The sequence below is a fragment of the Novosphingobium rosa NBRC 15208 genome (assembly GCF_001598555.1).
GTDB lineage: Bacteria > Pseudomonadota > Alphaproteobacteria > Sphingomonadales > Sphingomonadaceae > Novosphingobium > Novosphingobium rosa.
On sequence record NZ_BCZE01000034.1, the window covers coordinates 15,957 to 33,280 of the forward strand.

The window sequence follows — 17,324 nt, forward strand, 5'->3', positions numbered from 1 at the left end:
GGGGGTCTTCCGTTCAAAAGGCGTATTTGAGCGACGCGTAAATAAACCGCGGCATGTTGGAGAATGCGGCATTGAAGTTTGCGGTGTCATAGCCGCTGGAGATACCCATCGGAGTCTTATTGTTGAGTACGTTGGTAACAGTCACCTGTGCCTCAAGCCCTTGATGGCGGAAGGGATTGGACCATGTCAGCGTCAGATTGAGATTGTCCAGGGCCGGCGCGCAATCCTTGTAAGCCCAGCTCCCATCTGCAGACAACGGCCCATAACCATTGGCCGTAGTTCGCCGCGCCCGGCAGATCGCGCCCGTGTCTGGATCACCTGGAATTGCCGGAGTTTGCGGCTTGCCGTAGGTCACCCAATACATGGAAGTATAGGTGTACTGAGCGGTCAGACTGATATCCCCCACCGCCGAACGATCAACAGGAGCGTGCAGCGTACCTGAAATGCCGAATTTCCAGGGGGGACTGTTGGGGAATGGGGAATCGCTGAGATCAGCGATCTGGCCGGTTTGCTGCACCACACCGACGAATTTGGTGTAGGTGTTTTTGGCATAAGTCACCCAGCCATGAAGATCGAAGATGTTCTTGTAGGCCAGCTGTGTTTCGAAATCGAAGCCTTTGTTTCGGGCCGTCGCGCCGTTGGTTGTCGCGATCACAACCTGTGTGGCCGTAGTGCCGGGGATCGGGGCGAAGAAGCCGGTGGTTACCTTGACGTCGTTGTAGAACCCGTAGAATCCGCTCAAATTGGTGCGAAGTTGGAAATCGCTGTTGAGGCGTACTGTGCTCTTGATGCCAACTTCGATGTTGTTGAGGGTATCTGGATTATATTTTTCCAGACCCGCCACATTTTGAAGGCCACCGGAGCTGTATCCCTTTGAGTTTGTGACAAACAACATTGTCCTTGGCGTGAGCTGATACTGCAATCCGGCAGTATAGCTGACCGCGCTCCATGATGCCTGACCTGCCGGGGACCCCGGACCGCCCGATGTGATGCGAACGATTTGAAGAGTGTTGGGATCGAGCAGCCAGTTGGTCGCCGAGGCCTCGTCATGATTGTATCGCAGGCCGCCTGTGAAGGTCAGCTTGTCCGTGATCTTGAAATTGCCCTGGCCATAGACCGCATAAGTGTGGTTTTCGGCTGCACTGTTGGTGGCGGTGTTGGCGTTATTGATTGCCCAGGTGGGGGAGGGCTGAATGCCTTGTTTCTGCTGGAACCAGAAGCCGCCCACGACGAAATCAAGCCTGTTCTTGAAAAGATTGCCGGTCAGCTGAAGTTCGTCCGATGTCGTTCCGGGGAGATTTTGGCGCAGGCCGTTGCCCTTGGGATTGCTATCCTGAAGGATCAGGCGCGTTCCATCGAGATCCTGAGCGTAGACATTGGTGTAGCCCCAGGTCTTGCTGAAGATATTCTTCAGTGCAAAGCCGTTCGCGAACCTCCAGGTTGTTTTGTTGATAACGGCATAATCGGCGGCATAGCCCGATGAGCCGGGCTCACAAGGGCTTTGCGCGACATTGGCGAGATCCGGTCCCGGCACGACTGACGGTGTGGCTGCCGAATAGGCCGTCGCCGGGCAACCCATGGACGACCCTTGAAAGATGTTGGGCCCCAATTGGGCCTGCTGAGCGAGCAATCTGTCACGCGCTGCGTTCCATTGCGGCAGCGTCATCCCGTTCAGAGCAGCCTGACGGGCGTTGAGCGCTACGGATGGCGCATATTGCGAATTCTGGGCCTGGAAGTCGAAATCGTTGATAGTCCAGACGATCTGGCCATAGTCGCGCACATGCTCGAGCTGGACCATCGTCTCGTTATCGAGATTGTCGGTCAACTTCGCGATCAGCGTGGCCCGTTCGACGTCATAATCTTCCTTGCCGTTACGGGCACCTGTATAAAGGTCCTTGGCCCAGCCCTGGCGGTAATCAGCCTTGCCGGCGACACGCAGGAACAGGTGGTCCTTGATGATGGGAATGTCGAGTGCGCCTTCGATCGCCCGGTCGTTGTAATTGCCGACCTGCGCCTTGATGTAGCCGCCGAAGGTTTCGCCTGGGCGCCGGGGCTGGATCACAATTGCGCCGGCGTTGCTTGCCTGGCCGAAAAGTGTGCCCTGAGGGCCCTTGAGGACCTGGACGTTCTCGATGTCGAAGAAGGGCGCGTAGAAGCTGTACTGGGCCGCCGGATAGGGCGCGTCGTCAAAATAGGTTGCCACACCGCCAACGCCGCGAATGCGGGTAAGCTGGGAGGGGACTGGATTGCCCGGAATGCGCGTTGCCTGCTGCAAACCGGGAACCTGCATCATCAAGGAGCGGGCATCGTAGATTTGCTGCTTTTGCAACGCTGCGGCACCTATCGCCGTGATTGCGATGGGCACGCGCTGCTCGCTCTCCTGCTTGCGACGGGCCGTCACCACGATATCCGCAAAGGCTGGAGCGGCCGCATCCGTTTTCGCTGCTGGTTGTGCTTGCGCTGGAGGCGCTGCTTCTTCGGTGGCGGCCGTGCTTGCGCTTGTTTGAGGAGTCTCCTGCGCGATGACTGGGCTGGCCATCAGCAGGGGCATGGCTGCGCAGAGCAGTGCGGCCCGCCGCTTTCGCGTGTCAGACGTCGTTGTCTTCATGTCACTCTCCCATTTTACCGAAATATTTTATTATTTAAATTCAGTTTATTCGGGGGTGCTTTCAAATCGTCGATGTCTACAGGTTGGTTTTGTGTTTCTGCCCGCTGGTGCAGATCGGCACCTGGCAGTGATTGCCCAACTTCGACCAGGCGGGGCGGTGACACGGGCTTGCGTGTCACCGCGGCGACGTTTCCTGATTTGATCCCCCCGAAATCTCAGGCTTTCATTTTGATCTTATATGCGAACCATGAGTCGTATTTACGATACTTGCCCGGAGGCGCATGGGTGTCAAGTCCGGCAGCTGTGGGACGAGGCAGATTTCATCTCCGCGCGCGCTGGCGCACCAGTAGAGGTGGTAAAAGACAGGCAAGACCCTCGATGTGGAGAGGGCGTGGGCGCGCAACCACGGGGAGCGCCAGGGCGGTCCCCCCACGGCCTGCTTTGGATCGGCACCGGACCGGCACCATCAACCCTCGGCTTCGACCTCGCGAACGTCCTGAACGGTTGTTGTGAGGTCGGGAAGGCCAGCGCGCTCCCATTGCAGCAACATATAGGTATGAGCGTCGCGCCCGGCCCAGCCCCGATCCATCGCCTCTTGCAGATCCTTCCCGACAAGCTCGCACATGTTCATGGGAACGCCGACCTCGCGGCCGAGTTTGAGCGCGAGATTGACGTCCTTCTGGATCAAACGCAGAGCGAATGTGGGGTGATCGAAAGGCTGCGCCAAGAAACGCTCGCCAATGCGTTCGAAGGTGCGTTGGCGACCGGTCGCGCCCTGGCGGATCGCAGCCCACAGCGGCAGGGGATCGACGCCGGCCTTGACCCCCATCGAGAAGACTTCGGCCATAAGCGAGCTGAGCGCGGCGCTGGCCATATTATGTGTCAGCTTCGCGATCGTACCGGCACCGATCGGCCCGATATGACGCAGCGCATTGGACATCGAGGACAGGACGTCGGCAAAGCGATCAAAGGCGTCCTTGTCACCGCCGACCCAGATGGCCATTTTCCCGCTTGCCGCGCCTTGCGGGCCGCCGCTGACCGGAGCGTCCAGAAACGCCACGCCCTTTTCCGCCAGGGAAGCCTGCAGTTGACGCACCCCGTCGACCGAGTTGGTCGAAAGATCGAACCATGCTGCGCCAGGCTTGAGCGCGTCGGAGACGCCGTCCGGCCCATTCGCGACGGCCTCGACATCGACCGGCGTGGGCAGGGAGGTGAAGATCACATCGCATTGCTCGGCCAGAGCACGAGGGGTTTGGGCCCAACTGGCTCCCTTCTCGACAAAGCTTTCAGCCGAAGTCTTGTTCAGGTCGTTCACGACAAGGTCGTATCCGGCGCGCTGGATGTTTGCCGCCATGCCTTTGCCCATCGTGCCAAGACCGATAAAACCAACCTTCATGTTAAAAGTCCTTCGAAGTATCGGCGGACAGGGTCCGCGTGTTCAGTTTGCGTAGATCACAGGTCCAGATGTTTTTCGGCCAGAAACGCCGACATCAAATCTGCGATTTCGACATTGTTGAGGTCGGAGAACGGGAAATGCGTGTTGCCCGTGATCCCGATGGACGGCAGATGGACTACGGTGACATCGCCTCCGCGGCGGTTGACCGCCTCTGCCCACAAGCGGGCCATATCCAGCCGCACACGCCACAGGTCGACGCCGCGGTTCGGGCTTGGTTGCTCGGGGATATAATCGCCATAATACATGATGATCGGGATGCGGGTGAAACGCTCAAACAGCTCGGGCTCGACCTCGACCGCATGTAGCTCTCCGCCCGAACTCGGCATTGGGGCCGGTGCCTCACCACGGGGAAAGATGAAGTTGCTTCCCGGTTCGTAGGAAATCACCGCCCTGATCTCGGGCTGCTTCAGGACCGCGGCCCAACCGACGCCGCCGCCCTGTGAATGGCTGACGAGGATGCCAGGGCCGATCTTGTCGAACAGCGCCGCAACGCCGGAGGCGGCGACATCCACGTCAAACGGCCCGGTGTTGGGAACCATATGGCGGAAATACTGGTCGAGCGCCTCGGGGTCGCCGCTGAACTGCACGCCGGGAAATCTCTCTGGCCATAGCCCGATCCGGAATTGTTCATACCAGGCCTGGTCCTTCGCAACCAATGGCTGTGTGGGCGCGAGCGTCGATTGCCCCGCGCCCCCCCGGCGTGGCTGGTCAATCAAATAGACAGAATGGCGCCGGCGCAGAAAAATAGTCTGGAAGCCCTCCCTGCCATCCGCCGTTGTCTGCCAGGTTCTGCCGAATTGGCCGTCACCGTGCAGAAAAGCCAAAGGCAGACGGCGCGCGTCCACGGGGATCTGGCAGGCTATGAAGGCATGATCGCCATGCGTAGTCTGCCCCGCCGGATCCATACTGTGAGTCGTGAAAGTGCCGGGATGGGTCGTGACGGTCCCCCCCACGGAAAAGGTGGCCTGATGAGCGATCGTCAACGGCTCCATGGTAGCAGGTGGCCAGGGGGCGCCCTGTTTCATCGTTTGCATAGTCGTGTCCTCGATCGGCGAATGTGTTTTCTCCGGCAGAGGATCGGCTATTTGACGAGGTTACGCTCCTTGAGGACCTCTTCGGCAATACGCATGGCTTCGGTCGCTGCGGGCAGGCCGCAATAGACTGCAGTCTGGAGCAGGATTTCCAGCAGTTCTTCCGGTGTGCAGCCGTTGTTGAGGGCCCCTTCGACATGAACCTTCAGCTGGTTGGGGCGATTGAGGGCGGTGAGCATCGCGATGTTCAGAATGCTGCGCAACTTGCGATCGATGCCGTCACGCGCCCAGACCCGCCCGAAGCATACCTCGGCCGCATAGTCCTGCAATTCGCCGTTGAAGCCGTTACGCGCTTCGGCCCGGCGGACCATGAACGCATCGCCCATCAGATCCCGCATGACCTGTTCGCCCACTTCCATCAGGGATGATGTCATCGTTTCCTCTCCATTTTATGCTGATATACGAACATAACGTCGTAATGGCGCATTTGTACTCCTTCAGAAGCGCCTGTCAAACACCAAGTACGGTTTGTCGGCACAGCTGCGCGAGGAATATCAGGCGCTATTGATGTGGCGGCGATCCACGCTTGACCCGGTCTGAAATGCTGACATATTCGCAATTGCAATCGACGGTTCGTAAAACCGCACGCCATGGAGAGTGACATGTCTGTTCGCCAAGAGAGGTTTCGCCTTGTCCGCCGCCCCCGCTGAAATCCTGGAGGCCATCAGCGCGCGCGCCGAGGTTTCGGCAACAGGGCGGCGCGCTCTGGCGCAGGCGAGTGGCGGCGCGCTTGTGCGATGCGGCCTTCTTTGGAGCTTTCGGAGATGACCCGGCTGTCCCCCCCAGTGCCGGTCGACCAGAACAGCCACGTTGCTGGGGATGGCGAGGGAGCGACCGCGGCGATGGGCGGACCCGAATCCGCCGCGACTGCGGCTATAGCTTCGCCGGCAGGACGAATACGCTGGACGATTTGTGTTCTGCTCTTTTCGGCTGTGGTACTGAACTATGTCGACCGCCTTGTGCTGTCCATCCTCAAGCCGTCATTGCAGCAAGAATATGGCTGGACTGAACAGGGCTATGCCAATGTCGCCTTCTGGTTCCAGGCCGTTTACGGTTTTGGCTATATCGCATTCGGTCGTTTTATCGACCGCGTTGGTGCCAAGGTCGGTTATTCGGTTGCCATGTCGATCTGGACGGTCGGCCACATGGCGCAGACACTGGTGACGACCACTTTCGGCCTGGCGTTGGTGCGGCTACCGCTGGCGCTGGGGGAAAGCGGAGCCTATCCCGCATCGCTGGCTGCGGTCGCCGAATGGTTCCCCAAGCGCGAGCGGGCCCTCGCGATCGGCATCTTCAACGCGGGGGCTCACCTGGGGGCAGTGATCACCCCCTTGCTGGTGCCGGCCATCGTGATTGCGCTGGGTTGGCGTGCGGGCTTCTGGATCACAGGTGGGCTCAACATCATCTGGCTTGTTGTCTGGCTGACCTTTTATCGCAAGCCGCGCGACCATCCGCGCGCCTCGGCCGCAGAGGTGGCCTATATCGAGAGTGATCCGCCGATCGGGCAGAAGCCGATCTCGTTTCTGGCGATCCTGCGCTTGCGGCAGACCTGGGCCTATCTCTCCGGGCGGTTGCTGCTGGACCCCATCTGGTGGCTGTTCATCTTCTGGCTGCCCGATTTCTTTTCGCGCCAGTTTGCGGTCAAGCTCAAGGATTTCGGGCCGCCGATCGTGGTTGTGTATCTGATGGCGGATCTCGGGGCGATCGGGGCGGGATGGGCGTCGTCCCGGCTGCTGGGCAAAGGGCGGTCGGCCAATTTCGCGCGGAAGATGGCGATGCTCGGCTGCTGCTGCTTCGCGATGCCGATCTGCTTTGCTGAATATGCCCCTACCTTGTGGAGCGCGGTGTTCCTGCTCGGCTTCGCGGCCTTCGGTACGCAGGGTTATTCGACCAATCTGTTCGCCATGCCGTCCGATCTCTTTCCGAAATGGGCGCAGGGCACGATTGTCGGGCTGGGCGGGTTTGCCGGAGCGCTTGGCGGCATGTTCATGGCGCGCTTTGCAGGCTGGGTGCTTGCCACGACCGGCAGTTACGCGCCGATGTTCATTTACAGCGGCCTGGCATTTCCCGTCACCTTGCTGCTCTACCATTTTCTTAATCGGGGCTATGATCCGGTCGAAACTGGAGCGCTCTGACCGCGTTTTTTGATCCTGTGCTGCCTGTTCGGAGCCTGATATGACCCAAGAGCCAGCATCCCGCCCCGTCTCATTTGTCGGCAGTTTTCCGCGCAGCACAGATGATCTGGCCGCGTGGCTGAGCGGTGCCGCGGCCGAAACGATCCTTGATCCCGCACAGGCGATCTTCGATCCGCATCACCATGTCTATGGTACGGCGGGCAAACGCAATTATTACACGATGGACGAACTCGCGCGTGACCTGAGGAGCGGCCATCGCATCCTGGGCACCGCCTACATCGAGGCCTATGGTGCGGGGTGGCGAACCGATGGTCCCGAAGATCTGCGCACAGTGGGGGAAGTTGAGACCATCGTCGCCATGACAAGGATCCCGGTCGATCTGGACACTGGCCCGTGCCAGGTTGCGGCCGGGGTAGTCGCTTTTGCCGATGTTCTTCTGGGCGAGCGTTTCGAAGCAGTCCTCGATGCCCTGGTCGCCGCAGGCGAGCAGCGCTTGCGCGGCATCCGCTATCGAACGGCGGTGACCGGCGGACCGGTTGGGCGCACCATCGTATCGCCTCCCCGACCACATCTTCTGCTCGATCCGCGCTTCCAGCATGGCATAGCAAAACTGGAACGCTACGGGCTGGCTTTCGATGTCTGGGCCTATGACGAGCAGTTGGGCGAAGTCGCGGCGCTGGCGGATGCCTGCCCTGGCGTCTGTTTTGTGGTCGATCATCTGGGTGGGCCGGTCGGTGTTCTGGAACATGACGCTGAGCGCGCGGAACGACGGCGGCTTTGGCTCGACGATCTCAAGCGCCTCGCGCAGCGCCCGAATGTAAAGATGAAAGTCGGCGGCATGGGTATGACGATGTTCGGCTTCGGCTTCGAGCACCGCGAATGCCCCCCGGGGTCCGCCGAACTCGCCATGGCCTGGCGGGAGAATTTTGCGATTTGCCTCGATGCTTTCGGTGCCGAGCGCTGCATGTTCGAGAGCAATTTTCCTGTCGATGGGCAGACTGCCAGTTACGCTACGGTCTGGAATGCGCTCAAGCTGCTGGCTCGCGGGCTTTCCGCATCCGAGCGACGTGCTCTGTTCTATGGCACGGCCGCTGAGGCCTATAATTTACCCGACATCGCCCTGCGCTGCGATCAGGCCATGGCGACACCATCGGTGTCAGCCTCTCCATAAGGATTTTTTGATGACAGTTTCACCGATGACGATGGGGCTCTCTGGCCGGCTGGTTGCCGTAACCGGTGGAGGAAGTGGAATCGGACGCGCCATATGTCTCGCTTTGGCGAATGAGGGTGCGCAGGTTGCAGTTCTGGATCTGGATGAGGCGTCTGCGCAGGAGACGTTAGCAGGCATTGCAGCCATAGGAGGAGCGGGCCTGGCTCTGCGATGCGATGTTTCCGATGCTGAAAGTGTGGAGGCCGCCCATGCCGCCGTGGTGGGCGAGGCAGGACATCCCGAGATACTGGTCAACAACGCCGGACAGTTGCAGCGCGGTGGATTAGCCGACCTTCCGGTTCAGGCGTGGAATGATCTTCTGGACATCAACCTGACAGGGTATTTTTTGTGTTCCCAGATCTTTGGTCGCGCTATGTTGGATACGGGCCATGGTACGCTGGTGCATGTCGGTTCGATCTCCGCCAAGGAAGTGATACCTTTGGGCGGCGCCTATAGCGTGAGCAAGGCGGCGGTCACCATGCTGTCGACCCAACTCGCGGTCGAATGGGGGCCGCGCGGGGTGCGCAGCAACATCATTCACCCCGGCTTTGTCCGCACGCCGCTGTCGCAGGCCGCTTACGATCAGCCCGGCATCACCGAGGGGAGGGCGGCGCTTGTTCCAAGCAAGCGCATCGGCGAGCCGGAAGACATCACCTCGGCCGTGCTCTACCTGGCGAGCCCCGTGTCCTCATATGTCAATGGAGCGGAACTGATCGTGGATGGCGGCCTGGGGCGCAACCTGATGTCGCAATTGCCGAAAACCCGGACTTCATGACACTCTGACCGCGGTCGACTGATATCGTATCCCGGACCGGGTTGACCGGTCCGGGATGGTTTGTGTCATGACCCGGCGTTACTGGATCGCGCCCTCTGCACGAAGATCGGCCAGCTTACCGTCATCGATCCCGAGCATTTCACGAAGGACGGCATCGGTATCACCGCCGAGTTGAGGAGCCGGCGTCAGGGGTTGCAGATCCGAACCGGTATAGCGAATGGGGCTGTTGGGAAGGTTGACGATCCCGGTGTCGGCGGGTTGCGGCGTGAGGAAACCGCGTGCAAGCAGATGCGGATCGTTCAGGACCTCAACGACATCCTGCAGCGGCGCTGCGGCGACGCGATTGATTTCGCACAGCGAGGCGATCTCAGCGCGTGTGTGCAGCTTGGCCCATTGAGATATGGCCTCGGTGACCTCATCAATACGGTTGATGCGTCCCATGAGCCCCTTGAGATCCTCATCGTGCTCAAGGTCGGGGCGCTTCATGGCCCGCGTAAGCTTTGTCCAGTGCTCATCGGTGGCGCACACAATGGCGATCCAGCCGTCATTGGCCTCAAAAGTGTCGAAGGGCACATAGGAGTCGGCCACATGGCGATTACCGCTGCGTTCAGGCACATGGTTGCTGGCATAGGCGTGCCCCGCTGAGGGCAGAAGCGTGGCGAAGATCGCCTCGTACATTGATACCTCAACTGCACGGCCAAGCCCGGTACGCTCGCGTTCGTAAAGGGCGGTTACAATAGCACCGTAGAGGTGGGCGCCAGACATGAAATCGGCCACCGGAACGCCTGCTTTGAGCGGACGACCACCCTTTTCTCCGGTTGCGCTCATCATGCCCCCCATGGCCTGGATGGTGAGATCGAGCGCGTTCTTGTCGGCATAGGGGCCGCTCGCGCCGAAGCCGGACGCCGAGCAATAGATGAGACGGGGATTTTCCTTGAAGAGCACGTCAGCGCCCAGGCCGAGGCGCGGCATCACTGACGGAGCGAAGTTCTCCACCAAAACATCTGCCTTGCGCGCCATCTCGAGAAGGAGCTTGCGGCCATCCTGCGTCTTGAGATTGAGGACGACACCGCGCTTGTTGCCGTTAAGCGCGCGGAACGGATAGTCGCCATCACGGCCCCGACGGCGAGACATGTCACCGGCCGGCGACTCGATCTTGATGACCGTGGCCCCCGCCATTGCCATCAGGAAGGTGGCGTAGGGTCCCTGGAAGACATGGCCGAGGTCAAGGACAACAACGCCCTGCAAGGGCAGGGGCCGTCCTGGAGCGGTCGCTTGTTCAGCGGCGTTGTTTGCCATGAGCTGGGCATCCGAATGCATGAAGGGGTCCCCTCTTCCTTTAGCTTATCTATCCCTTGATGTTTAAATGTGCGCAGGTACGAACGCAAGGCCCTATATACGGAAAATGATCATCTTTGGCGCAGGCGAAGGCTAAGCTCGCCATTCACAATGGCTTTTAAGCAGGTTTGGTTGATGGACGGCGCTGATCAATGGACGACCGGCACAGCCCAGGGCCGACCATGCTTCATGGCCTGCATTGATTGAGCCACTTTTGGTGTGATGTCTTTGCCGGCAGCGCTGGGTACATTCATTAGCCGAACTAATGGCTGCATGCTGTTTCAGCAGGATAGTCGTTGCACCGGGCGTGGGTTACCTTTGTCCGGGCAAACAGGTGGAGCGCTGAATGAAATCCTGGAGAAACTTGATCGCTGGCTCCTTCACGGCGATGATCCTCATCTGCTCATCCAGCCTGTCAGCACAGCCGCAAGCACCGATCGAAATTGTCGATCAAGGCAGCTTTGCAGTGGGCGGTTCCATTACAGTCGCGCCCGGAACATTCGACCCGCGCAAGCCGCTCGATCCGGCTGGCCAGTCCTATCATGGCGACCATGCCTATGCTTTCTACCAGATCCCAAGCCATGCGCATCACCTTCCGATCGTGATGTGGCATGGGGCCGGTCAGTCGTCCCGGTCTTGGCAGACGACACCCGATGGCAGAGAGGGCTTCCAGACCATCTTTCTGCGCCGCCATTATGCCACCTATCTGGTCGATCAGCCACGGCGCGGCGAAGCTGGACGCAGCATGGTGGAGAGCACGCTCAAGCCGACACCGGACGAGCAGCTATGGTTCAATCAGTTCCGGGTCGGCGTGTGGCCGGACTATTTTCCGGGCGTTCAGTTCGACCGTAGGGCCGAAACGCTCAATCAGTATTTCCGGATGATGACCCCCAACACCGGACCGTTCGATATGAATGTCGTCTCTGACGGGGTTTCGGCGATCTTTGATCGCATCGGACCGGGGGTGCTGTTCACCCATAGCCAGGGCGGCGGCCCAGGCTGGCTGACGGCAATCAAGAATGCCAAGGTCAAGGGTATCATCGCTTTCGAGCCGGGAAGCAGCTTTGTCTTCCCTGATGGAGAAATGCCGGCTCCGATCCCCAGCGCCTTTGATACGGTGAAAGGAGAAGCCGTTCCTTTGGAGCGTTTTAAGGCGCTGACCCGGATTCCGATTCTGGTGATCTATGGTGACAATATTCCCGACCAACCTGTCGACCTTCCGGCGCAAGATAGCTGGCGTGCCCGCGTGGCGATGGCCAAAGCGTGGCGCGACGCCGTCAATCGGCACGGTGGGGATGTGACGCTGATAGAGCTTCCCAAGATCGGCATTCGTGGGAACACTCACTTTATTTTCTCCGATCTCAACAACGTCCAGATTGCCGATCTGGTCACGAAATATCTCGCAGACAAACACCTCGATTGAGTGCGTTGACCTTTTGTTGGTGCACTGGCGAAGAAGTCGTCTGCGGATTTGACAACAAATGAATGCGTGGAGAGGTTCGATGTCGCGTTTCATATCACAACCAATCGTCTCGACCTTTTTTGCAGGCCTTCTGGCGACGTGTATCGGAGGGAGCGCTATGGCTCAGGAAACAAAACCTGCCGAGGTTGCCAGCCCGTCCGCGGCGAAGCCGATGGACCCGGGCGCGCGGGCTCATCAGCTTATGGATGATGTGGCCCCAAAGCTTGCTGACATCACCGATAAAGTTCTGTTCTCGGACGTTTGGGAGCGTCCGGGACTCTCAAAACATGATCGATCTTTGGTGACCGTGGCCGCGCTCATAGCAATGGGAAGAGCTGAATCGCTACGTTCGCATCTGGAGTTGGCGCTTCAAAACGGGGTGACTCGCGAGGAACTGGTCGAAGAGATTACCCATCTGGCCTTTTATACAGGCTGGCCGAATGCAGTCGCGGCAATCGGTGTTGCTCGCGAGACCTTCGCGAGGAACCAGAGTGCCTCGGCTACCGCAAAGACGACTGACGCGGAGATATTCAAGGCGAATAGCGGACCGTTTTCAGCAGGTGAGCCAGGGAATTTTACCGGCGATGCCAAAATTACGAGTCGTTACCGCACGGCGCCTCCCTCCCATGGAAGCGGTGGAACGGTGGCCTTTGGCCCGGGCGGGCGGACAGCATGGCACAGTCACCCACTGGGGCAAACGCTGATCGTCTTGAGCGGGCATGGCATCGTTCAGACCTGGGGCAGCCCAGCCCATGCGCTCGGCCCCGGCGACATCGCCTGGATTCCGGCGGGCGTGAAGCATTGGCACGGTGCCGCCCCCAAGGAGGCGATGACCCATGTTGGCATCGCCGATGTTCAGAACGGCAATACGGTGACCTGGATGGAAAAGGTGAGCGACACGCAATATGGGGAGGCCGCCCGAAGCTCTCGTTAGGCGTATCATCGCCGATAGCGCAGGGTCTCGAGCAAAAGGGAAAAGGCAGGCGAGGCGTGGCGGCGGCTCGGGTAGTAGAGATGATAGCCAGCAAAGGGTGGGCACCAGTCCTCCAGCACCCGGATCAGCCTGCCTTCATTGATATGGCCAATCACCTGATCCTCGGGGAGATAGGCGAGCCCGAGCCCTTCGAGGGCCGAATTTAGCCGCAGCGCGATATTGTTGAAAACGAGTTGCCCTTCGATACGGACGTTGATCTCGTGCCCATCCCGTTCAAGATCCCACGGGAAAATGCCACCATATGTCGGTAGTCTGATGCCGATGCAGTTATGGGCGGTGAGATCCTGAGGAGACTGAGGTATGCTATGAGACGAGAAATAATCGGGAGAACCGACAACGGCCATGCGCAGATCGGGCCCGATGCGCACCGCGATCATATCCTTGGCAACCTGATCGCCAAGACGCACGCCGGCATCGTAACCCTCCGCCACAATGTCGGTCAGGCCGTAATCGACAATTATTTCCACCCGCAAATCCGGGTTTTGCGGAATGATCCGTTTCAAGGCCGGTTGCAGTAGCGAAATCGCAGGATGCTCACCGGCATTGATGCGGATCGTCCCTGCCGGCGTGTCACGCAGATCGCTCAGTGATGCCAGTTCCTGGGTGATGTCCTCGAAACGGGGCGCGAGCGTGTTAAAGAGGCGTTGTCCCGCTTCAGTGAGAGCCACGCTGCGCGTTGTTCGCGTCAAAAGGCGGAGCCCAACGCGCTCTTCCAAACTGCGGATCGTCTGGCTTAGCGCCGATTGCGACAGGCCAAGTTTCGCGGCTGATCGCGTGAAACTGCGCTCCTGCGCAACCGCGACAAAGGCCGCCAGATGATTGAAGTTTTCGACGGACATTAATTAGTCGACCTTATAGTGACATGCCAATTATAGCATCTAATCACTGGCCGGGGCGAGCGCTATCTGCACCTTCGATGGTTTCCCGCACATTTCACCGGGATCCGCACGAAAGGGTCCATATGTCCACCCCCATCGCGCTTGATCGCGCCGCTCCGCACAAGGGCATCATTCTCGCCATCATATTGGTGAGCTATGTGATGATCGTCCTCGACATCTCGGTGGTGCTGACCGGTCTTCCCGCGATCCAGCATCAGTTGGGCTTTACCGAAGCCAATCTGGCATGGGTGCAGAGCGCCTATACACTGACATTCGGGGGGTTGCTTCTCCTTGGGGCGCGGGCGGGGGACATCCTTGGGCGCAGGCTCATGTTCATCGCGGGGCTGGCCATCTTCACGCTGGCGTCTCTTGCGATCGGCGCGGCGCAGAGCGCTGCATGGATGCTTTCGTGGAGGGCAATCCAGGGCGTCGGTGCGGCAGTTCTCGCGCCTTCTACGCTGGCCCTGCTTCAGACGAACTTTGAAGAAGGTGAGGAACGAACCCGTGCCGTATCCTGGTACAGCGCTGCGGCTGGGCTTTCGGCCATGGTCGGACTCATTCTGGGCGGAATTCTTGCGCAATGGGTGTCCTGGCGTGCAGGTTTCTACATCAACTTGCCTATCGGAGTGGGCATGATCGCGGCGGCGCGCCGCTATATTCCCGAAACAGTGAAGCATAGTGGTCGCTTCGATCTTGCCGGTGCCCTGACGTCGACGGCCGGGATGGCCGGATTGGTCTATGGTTTCATCCGCTCGGGGCAGGAAGGTTGGGAGGATCCGTTCACGATGTTGACGATCGGACTAGCCATCGTCTGTCTGGCGAGCTTCATCGCCATCGAACATCGAGCTGAACAGCCGATTCTGCCCCTATGGCTGTTTTCGAGCATGCAGCGTTCAGGTGCGTATGCAGCGCGAGTGCTTTATCTGGGCGCAATGGTCGGCTTCTTCTTCTTCACCACCATCTATCTCCAGGAAGTAGCCGGTTTTGGTCCAGCACGGTCGGGATTGGCCTTCCTGCCGGCGACAGTGCTACAGTTCCCATTTGCGCTAGCTGTGCCCCGCCTGCTCCGTCGGTACAGTCCGGCACAGTTGCTATCCGTCGGTATGCCGATCGGGATCGTCGCGATGGGCTGGCTGAGTCTGGCCAGGCCCGAAGCCAATTACATGCTTGCCGTTGGACTGCCGATGTTGCTGATCGGGATCAGTCAGGGCCTCACACTGAGCCCTTTGACGATAGCGGGCGTAGCAGGCGTCGATCCGCGATACGCCGGAGCGGCATCAGGAGCGGTGAACGCCGCACACCAGATCGGGGCCTCGGTTGGTTTGAGCATTCTCGTATCGGTTGCAGCGATTGGAACCGGTAGCCTCAAAGGTCTGGATATGACGGCGCGCAGAATTGCTCAGGCCTATGACGGGGGAACAGTGATGCTGATTCTGGCGCTGGTTATCGTTCTTGTCACGATTGTCGTTCCTGCAAGCACCAACGAGACCAGGGCTCAGGAGCAGGGTTGCTGACAAAAGCGGCGGCGGCAGCCTGCGTCATTGGACTTAGTGGTCGAAATTGCGATCATAAAAGATCCATAAGATCGGCTAATGACAACATGCTGATTGCCGTGACTAATCGCAACGATCTGATGGTCCTATAATCAGGACCGGCCCATTCTATCGGCCTGTGAGCCATGTCCTAACACCAGGAGCATCGAAATGATTAACCGCAAGCTTGGCGCGTCTGATCTGGAGGTTTCCGCGATTGGTCTCGGTTGTATGGGGCTCAGTCACGGCTACGGCGTTACGGCGGATCGTGGAGACGCGATCCAGCTGATCCGTGCCGCCGTCGATAAGGGCGTGACCTTTTTCGACACCGCCGAAGCTTACGGGCCCTTTACGAACGAAGATGTCGTGGGCGAGGCGCTTGAGCCTGTGCGTGATCAGGTGGTCATCGCAACCAAGTTCGGCTTTGCCGAAGGCGTTCCTGAAAAAGGGCTCGACAGTCGGCCTGAACGTATCCGGCAGGTGGCCGATGAGGCGCTCACACGCTTGCGCACCGATCGTATCGACCTGTTCTATCAGCATCGTATCGATCCTAATGTGCCGGTCGAAGATGTGGCAGGAACCGTCAAGGACCTGATCGCGGAAGGAAAGGTGCGCGCCTTCGGCATGTCCGAAGCCGGACCTGACGCCATCCGCCGTGCCCATGCCGTTCAGCCGCTCGCGGCGCTGCAGAGCGAATATTCGATGTGGTGGCGTGAGCCTGAAGAGAAGATTTTGCCCCTGCTCGAAGAGCTTGGCATCGGTTTCGTGCCCTTTGCGCCTCTGGGCAAGGGTTTTCTGACCGGCAAGCTGGAGGCGACCTATGCCGAGGGCGATTTCCGCGGCATGGTCCCGCGTTTCCAGGCCGATGCGCTCGCCGCCAATCAGGCGCTGGTTGATCTCGTGAAGGCCATTGCGGAAGAGAAGGAGGCTACTCCTGCCCAGGTGGCTCTTGCCTGGCTTCTGGCACAGCGGCCGTGGATCGTTCCCATTCCCGGAACCACGAAACTGCATCGCCTCGAGGAGAACATTGGCGCGGTCAACATCGATCTGACGACGGCGGATATCGACAGCATTGCCAAGGCTTTGGCCGGGATCAAGATCGTTGGCGATCGCTATCCCGCCTCCTATCAGACGCTGATCAACCGTTGAGGGGAGCGCTGCGATGACAACGCCCTCGGGTATGGACCTGCGGCGGCTTCGAGCCGTCCCGCTGGTATCGGCTCAAGGACGTCAGGGCGGTGCCAGGAGACGCGGCGTGACTGAAGTTGAAGGATTTTCTCGCAGAATGGTTCTGGCATCCACGGCCTTGGCTGCATTTGCCGGAACCAATGCCTGCGCGCAAAATGGAGGAGCAAGTCGCATGAGCCAAGGCAAGATGCTGGTGGCCTATCTTTCCCGTTCGGGCAACACGCGGGTGATTGCCGGCACATTGCATCGCCTCCTTGGTGCGGAACTCTTCGAGATTCGCCCCGCGACACCCTATCCAGAGGACTATGAGCAAAACGTGGCACAGGCCGCGCAGGAGCGCGATCGTGGCTATGAGCCCAGCCTCGCGAGTGAGGTCGCTGACTTCGCCTCGTTCGACGAGATTTTCCTCGGCTTTCCTGTGTGGGGTGAAACCACACCGCCTCCGATCCGTTCGTTTCTGAAAAGCCATGACTGGAAGGGCAAGGTCATTCGCCCCTTCATCACCCATGGAGGCTACGGCGTTGGCGAAAGCCTGTCGGTGCTCACACGTCACACGCCGGGTGCCAAAATCGAAAAGCCGTTCGTTGTGGAGGCTGACCAGGAACGGCGCACACTCAATCAGGTCAAGGACTGGCTTGGCCAGGCGAAAGGATAAAC

At 59.5% G+C, this 17,324-nt stretch carries 14 protein-coding genes; 8 read left to right on the plus strand and 6 right to left on the minus strand.

Going from position 1 to position 17,324, the window contains the following annotated elements; all coding sequences use genetic code 11:
* Window positions 1-13 precede the first annotated feature (13 nt).
* The 4 genes from SR3_RS13670 to SR3_RS13685 all read right to left on the minus strand — a co-directional run bounded on the left by SR3_RS13670 (window position 14) and on the right by SR3_RS13685 (window position 5,529).
* A complete protein-coding gene (locus SR3_RS13670) occupies window positions 14-2,608 on the minus strand; it encodes a TonB-dependent receptor (protein ID WP_084455540.1) in 2,595 nt (864 codons plus the stop codon).
* A 466-nt stretch (window positions 2,609-3,074) separates the two neighbouring features.
* Window positions 3,075-4,004 (minus strand): NAD(P)-dependent oxidoreductase, encoded by a 930-nt coding sequence (locus tag SR3_RS13675; protein WP_068086886.1) that lies wholly within the window; start codon window positions 4,002-4,004, stop codon window positions 3,075-3,077.
* Window positions 4,005-4,060: 56 nt separating this feature from the next.
* Window positions 4,061-5,098 carry an alpha/beta hydrolase gene (locus tag SR3_RS13680; RefSeq protein ID WP_084455541.1) on the minus strand — a complete coding sequence of 346 codons (1,038 nt, stop codon included), beginning with the start codon at window positions 5,096-5,098 and terminating at the stop codon, window positions 4,061-4,063.
* 47 nt (window positions 5,099-5,145) lie between these two features.
* On the minus strand, window positions 5,146-5,529 hold the full coding sequence (locus SR3_RS13685) for a carboxymuconolactone decarboxylase family protein (RefSeq protein WP_068086889.1): 384 nt from the start codon (window positions 5,527-5,529) through the stop codon (window positions 5,146-5,148).
* Window positions 5,530-5,997: 468 nt separating this feature from the next.
* Here SR3_RS13685 and SR3_RS13690 point away from each other — a divergent pair, with 468 nt between their 5' ends.
* The 3 genes from SR3_RS13690 to SR3_RS13700 are packed head-to-tail and all read left to right on the plus strand — an operon-like array spanning window position 5,998 to window position 9,275.
* Window positions 5,998-7,290 (plus strand): MFS transporter, encoded by a 1,293-nt coding sequence (locus SR3_RS13690; RefSeq protein WP_068086894.1) that lies wholly within the window; start codon window positions 5,998-6,000, stop codon window positions 7,288-7,290.
* 40 nt (window positions 7,291-7,330) lie between these two features.
* Window positions 7,331-8,461 carry an amidohydrolase family protein gene (locus SR3_RS13695; protein ID WP_068086897.1) on the plus strand — a complete coding sequence of 377 codons (1,131 nt, stop codon included), beginning with the start codon at window positions 7,331-7,333 and terminating at the stop codon, window positions 8,459-8,461.
* A gap of 10 nt (window positions 8,462-8,471) precedes the next feature.
* On the plus strand, window positions 8,472-9,275 hold the full coding sequence (locus tag SR3_RS13700; RefSeq protein ID WP_068086899.1) for an SDR family NAD(P)-dependent oxidoreductase: 804 nt from the start codon (window positions 8,472-8,474) through the stop codon (window positions 9,273-9,275).
* 78 nt (window positions 9,276-9,353) lie between these two features.
* Here the strand turns inward: SR3_RS13700 and SR3_RS13705 are convergent, their stop codons facing one another.
* Window positions 9,354-10,595, minus strand: coding sequence for a CaiB/BaiF CoA transferase family protein (locus SR3_RS13705; RefSeq protein ID WP_068086901.1), 1,242 nt, complete (start codon window positions 10,593-10,595; stop codon window positions 9,354-9,356).
* Window positions 10,596-10,959: 364 nt separating this feature from the next.
* Between SR3_RS13705 and SR3_RS13710 the strand changes: the two genes are divergently transcribed.
* Both SR3_RS13710 and SR3_RS30590 read left to right on the plus strand, forming a co-directional pair.
* Window positions 10,960-12,036, plus strand: a complete 1,077-nt coding sequence (locus SR3_RS13710; RefSeq protein ID WP_068086903.1) for an alpha/beta hydrolase — start codon at window positions 10,960-10,962, stop codon at window positions 12,034-12,036.
* A 157-nt stretch (window positions 12,037-12,193) separates the two neighbouring features.
* Window positions 12,194-13,009 carry a (R)-mandelonitrile lyase gene (locus SR3_RS30590; RefSeq protein ID WP_218018823.1) on the plus strand — a complete coding sequence of 272 codons (816 nt, stop codon included), beginning with the start codon at window positions 12,194-12,196 and terminating at the stop codon, window positions 13,007-13,009.
* A 5-nt stretch (window positions 13,010-13,014) separates the two neighbouring features.
* Here the strand turns inward: SR3_RS30590 and SR3_RS13720 are convergent, their stop codons facing one another.
* Entirely contained in the window at window positions 13,015-13,908 is an 894-nt protein-coding gene (locus SR3_RS13720) for a LysR family transcriptional regulator (protein WP_068086906.1), read from the minus strand.
* A gap of 122 nt (window positions 13,909-14,030) precedes the next feature.
* On the opposite strand from SR3_RS13720, the gene SR3_RS13725 reads away from it, so the two are divergent.
* The 3 genes from SR3_RS13725 (at window position 14,031) to SR3_RS13735 (ending at window position 17,322) form a co-directional block, all read left to right on the plus strand.
* Window positions 14,031-15,461, plus strand: coding sequence for an MFS transporter (locus SR3_RS13725; protein ID WP_068086908.1), 1,431 nt, complete (start codon window positions 14,031-14,033; stop codon window positions 15,459-15,461).
* A 189-nt stretch (window positions 15,462-15,650) separates the two neighbouring features.
* Window positions 15,651-16,628 carry an aldo/keto reductase gene (locus tag SR3_RS13730; protein ID WP_068086910.1) on the plus strand — a complete coding sequence of 326 codons (978 nt, stop codon included), beginning with the start codon at window positions 15,651-15,653 and terminating at the stop codon, window positions 16,626-16,628.
* A gap of 106 nt (window positions 16,629-16,734) precedes the next feature.
* Window positions 16,735-17,322, plus strand: coding sequence for a flavodoxin (locus tag SR3_RS13735; protein ID WP_245653908.1), 588 nt, complete (start codon window positions 16,735-16,737; stop codon window positions 17,320-17,322).
* The last annotated feature ends 2 nt before the right edge of the window (window positions 17,323-17,324 follow it).

Coding starts and splice junctions, on each gene's coding strand:
- SR3_RS13690 (WP_068086894.1), top strand. CDS start 5,998: ATGGGCGGACCCGAATCCGCCGCGACTGCGGCTATAGCTTCGCCGGCA.
- SR3_RS30590 (WP_218018823.1), top strand. CDS start 12,194: ATGGCTCAGGAAACAAAACCTGCCGAGGTTGCCAGCCCGTCCGCGGCG.
- SR3_RS13730 (WP_068086910.1), top strand. CDS start 15,651: ATGATTAACCGCAAGCTTGGCGCGTCTGATCTGGAGGTTTCCGCGATT.
- SR3_RS13710 (WP_068086903.1), top strand. CDS start 10,960: ATGAAATCCTGGAGAAACTTGATCGCTGGCTCCTTCACGGCGATGATC.
- SR3_RS13680 (WP_084455541.1), bottom strand. CDS start 5,098: ATGCAAACGATGAAACAGGGCGCCCCCTGGCCACCTGCTACCATGGAG.
- SR3_RS13670 (WP_084455540.1), bottom strand. CDS start 2,608: ATGAAGACAACGACGTCTGACACGCGAAAGCGGCGGGCCGCACTGCTC.
- SR3_RS13720 (WP_068086906.1), bottom strand. CDS start 13,908: ATGTCCGTCGAAAACTTCAATCATCTGGCGGCCTTTGTCGCGGTTGCG.
- SR3_RS13685 (WP_068086889.1), bottom strand. CDS start 5,529: ATGACATCATCCCTGATGGAAGTGGGCGAACAGGTCATGCGGGATCTG.
- SR3_RS13705 (WP_068086901.1), bottom strand. CDS start 10,595: ATGCATTCGGATGCCCAGCTCATGGCAAACAACGCCGCTGAACAAGCG.
- SR3_RS13700 (WP_068086899.1), top strand. CDS start 8,472: ATGACAGTTTCACCGATGACGATGGGGCTCTCTGGCCGGCTGGTTGCC.
- SR3_RS13725 (WP_068086908.1), top strand. CDS start 14,031: ATGTCCACCCCCATCGCGCTTGATCGCGCCGCTCCGCACAAGGGCATC.
- SR3_RS13675 (WP_068086886.1), bottom strand. CDS start 4,004: ATGAAGGTTGGTTTTATCGGTCTTGGCACGATGGGCAAAGGCATGGCG.
- SR3_RS13695 (WP_068086897.1), top strand. CDS start 7,331: ATGACCCAAGAGCCAGCATCCCGCCCCGTCTCATTTGTCGGCAGTTTT.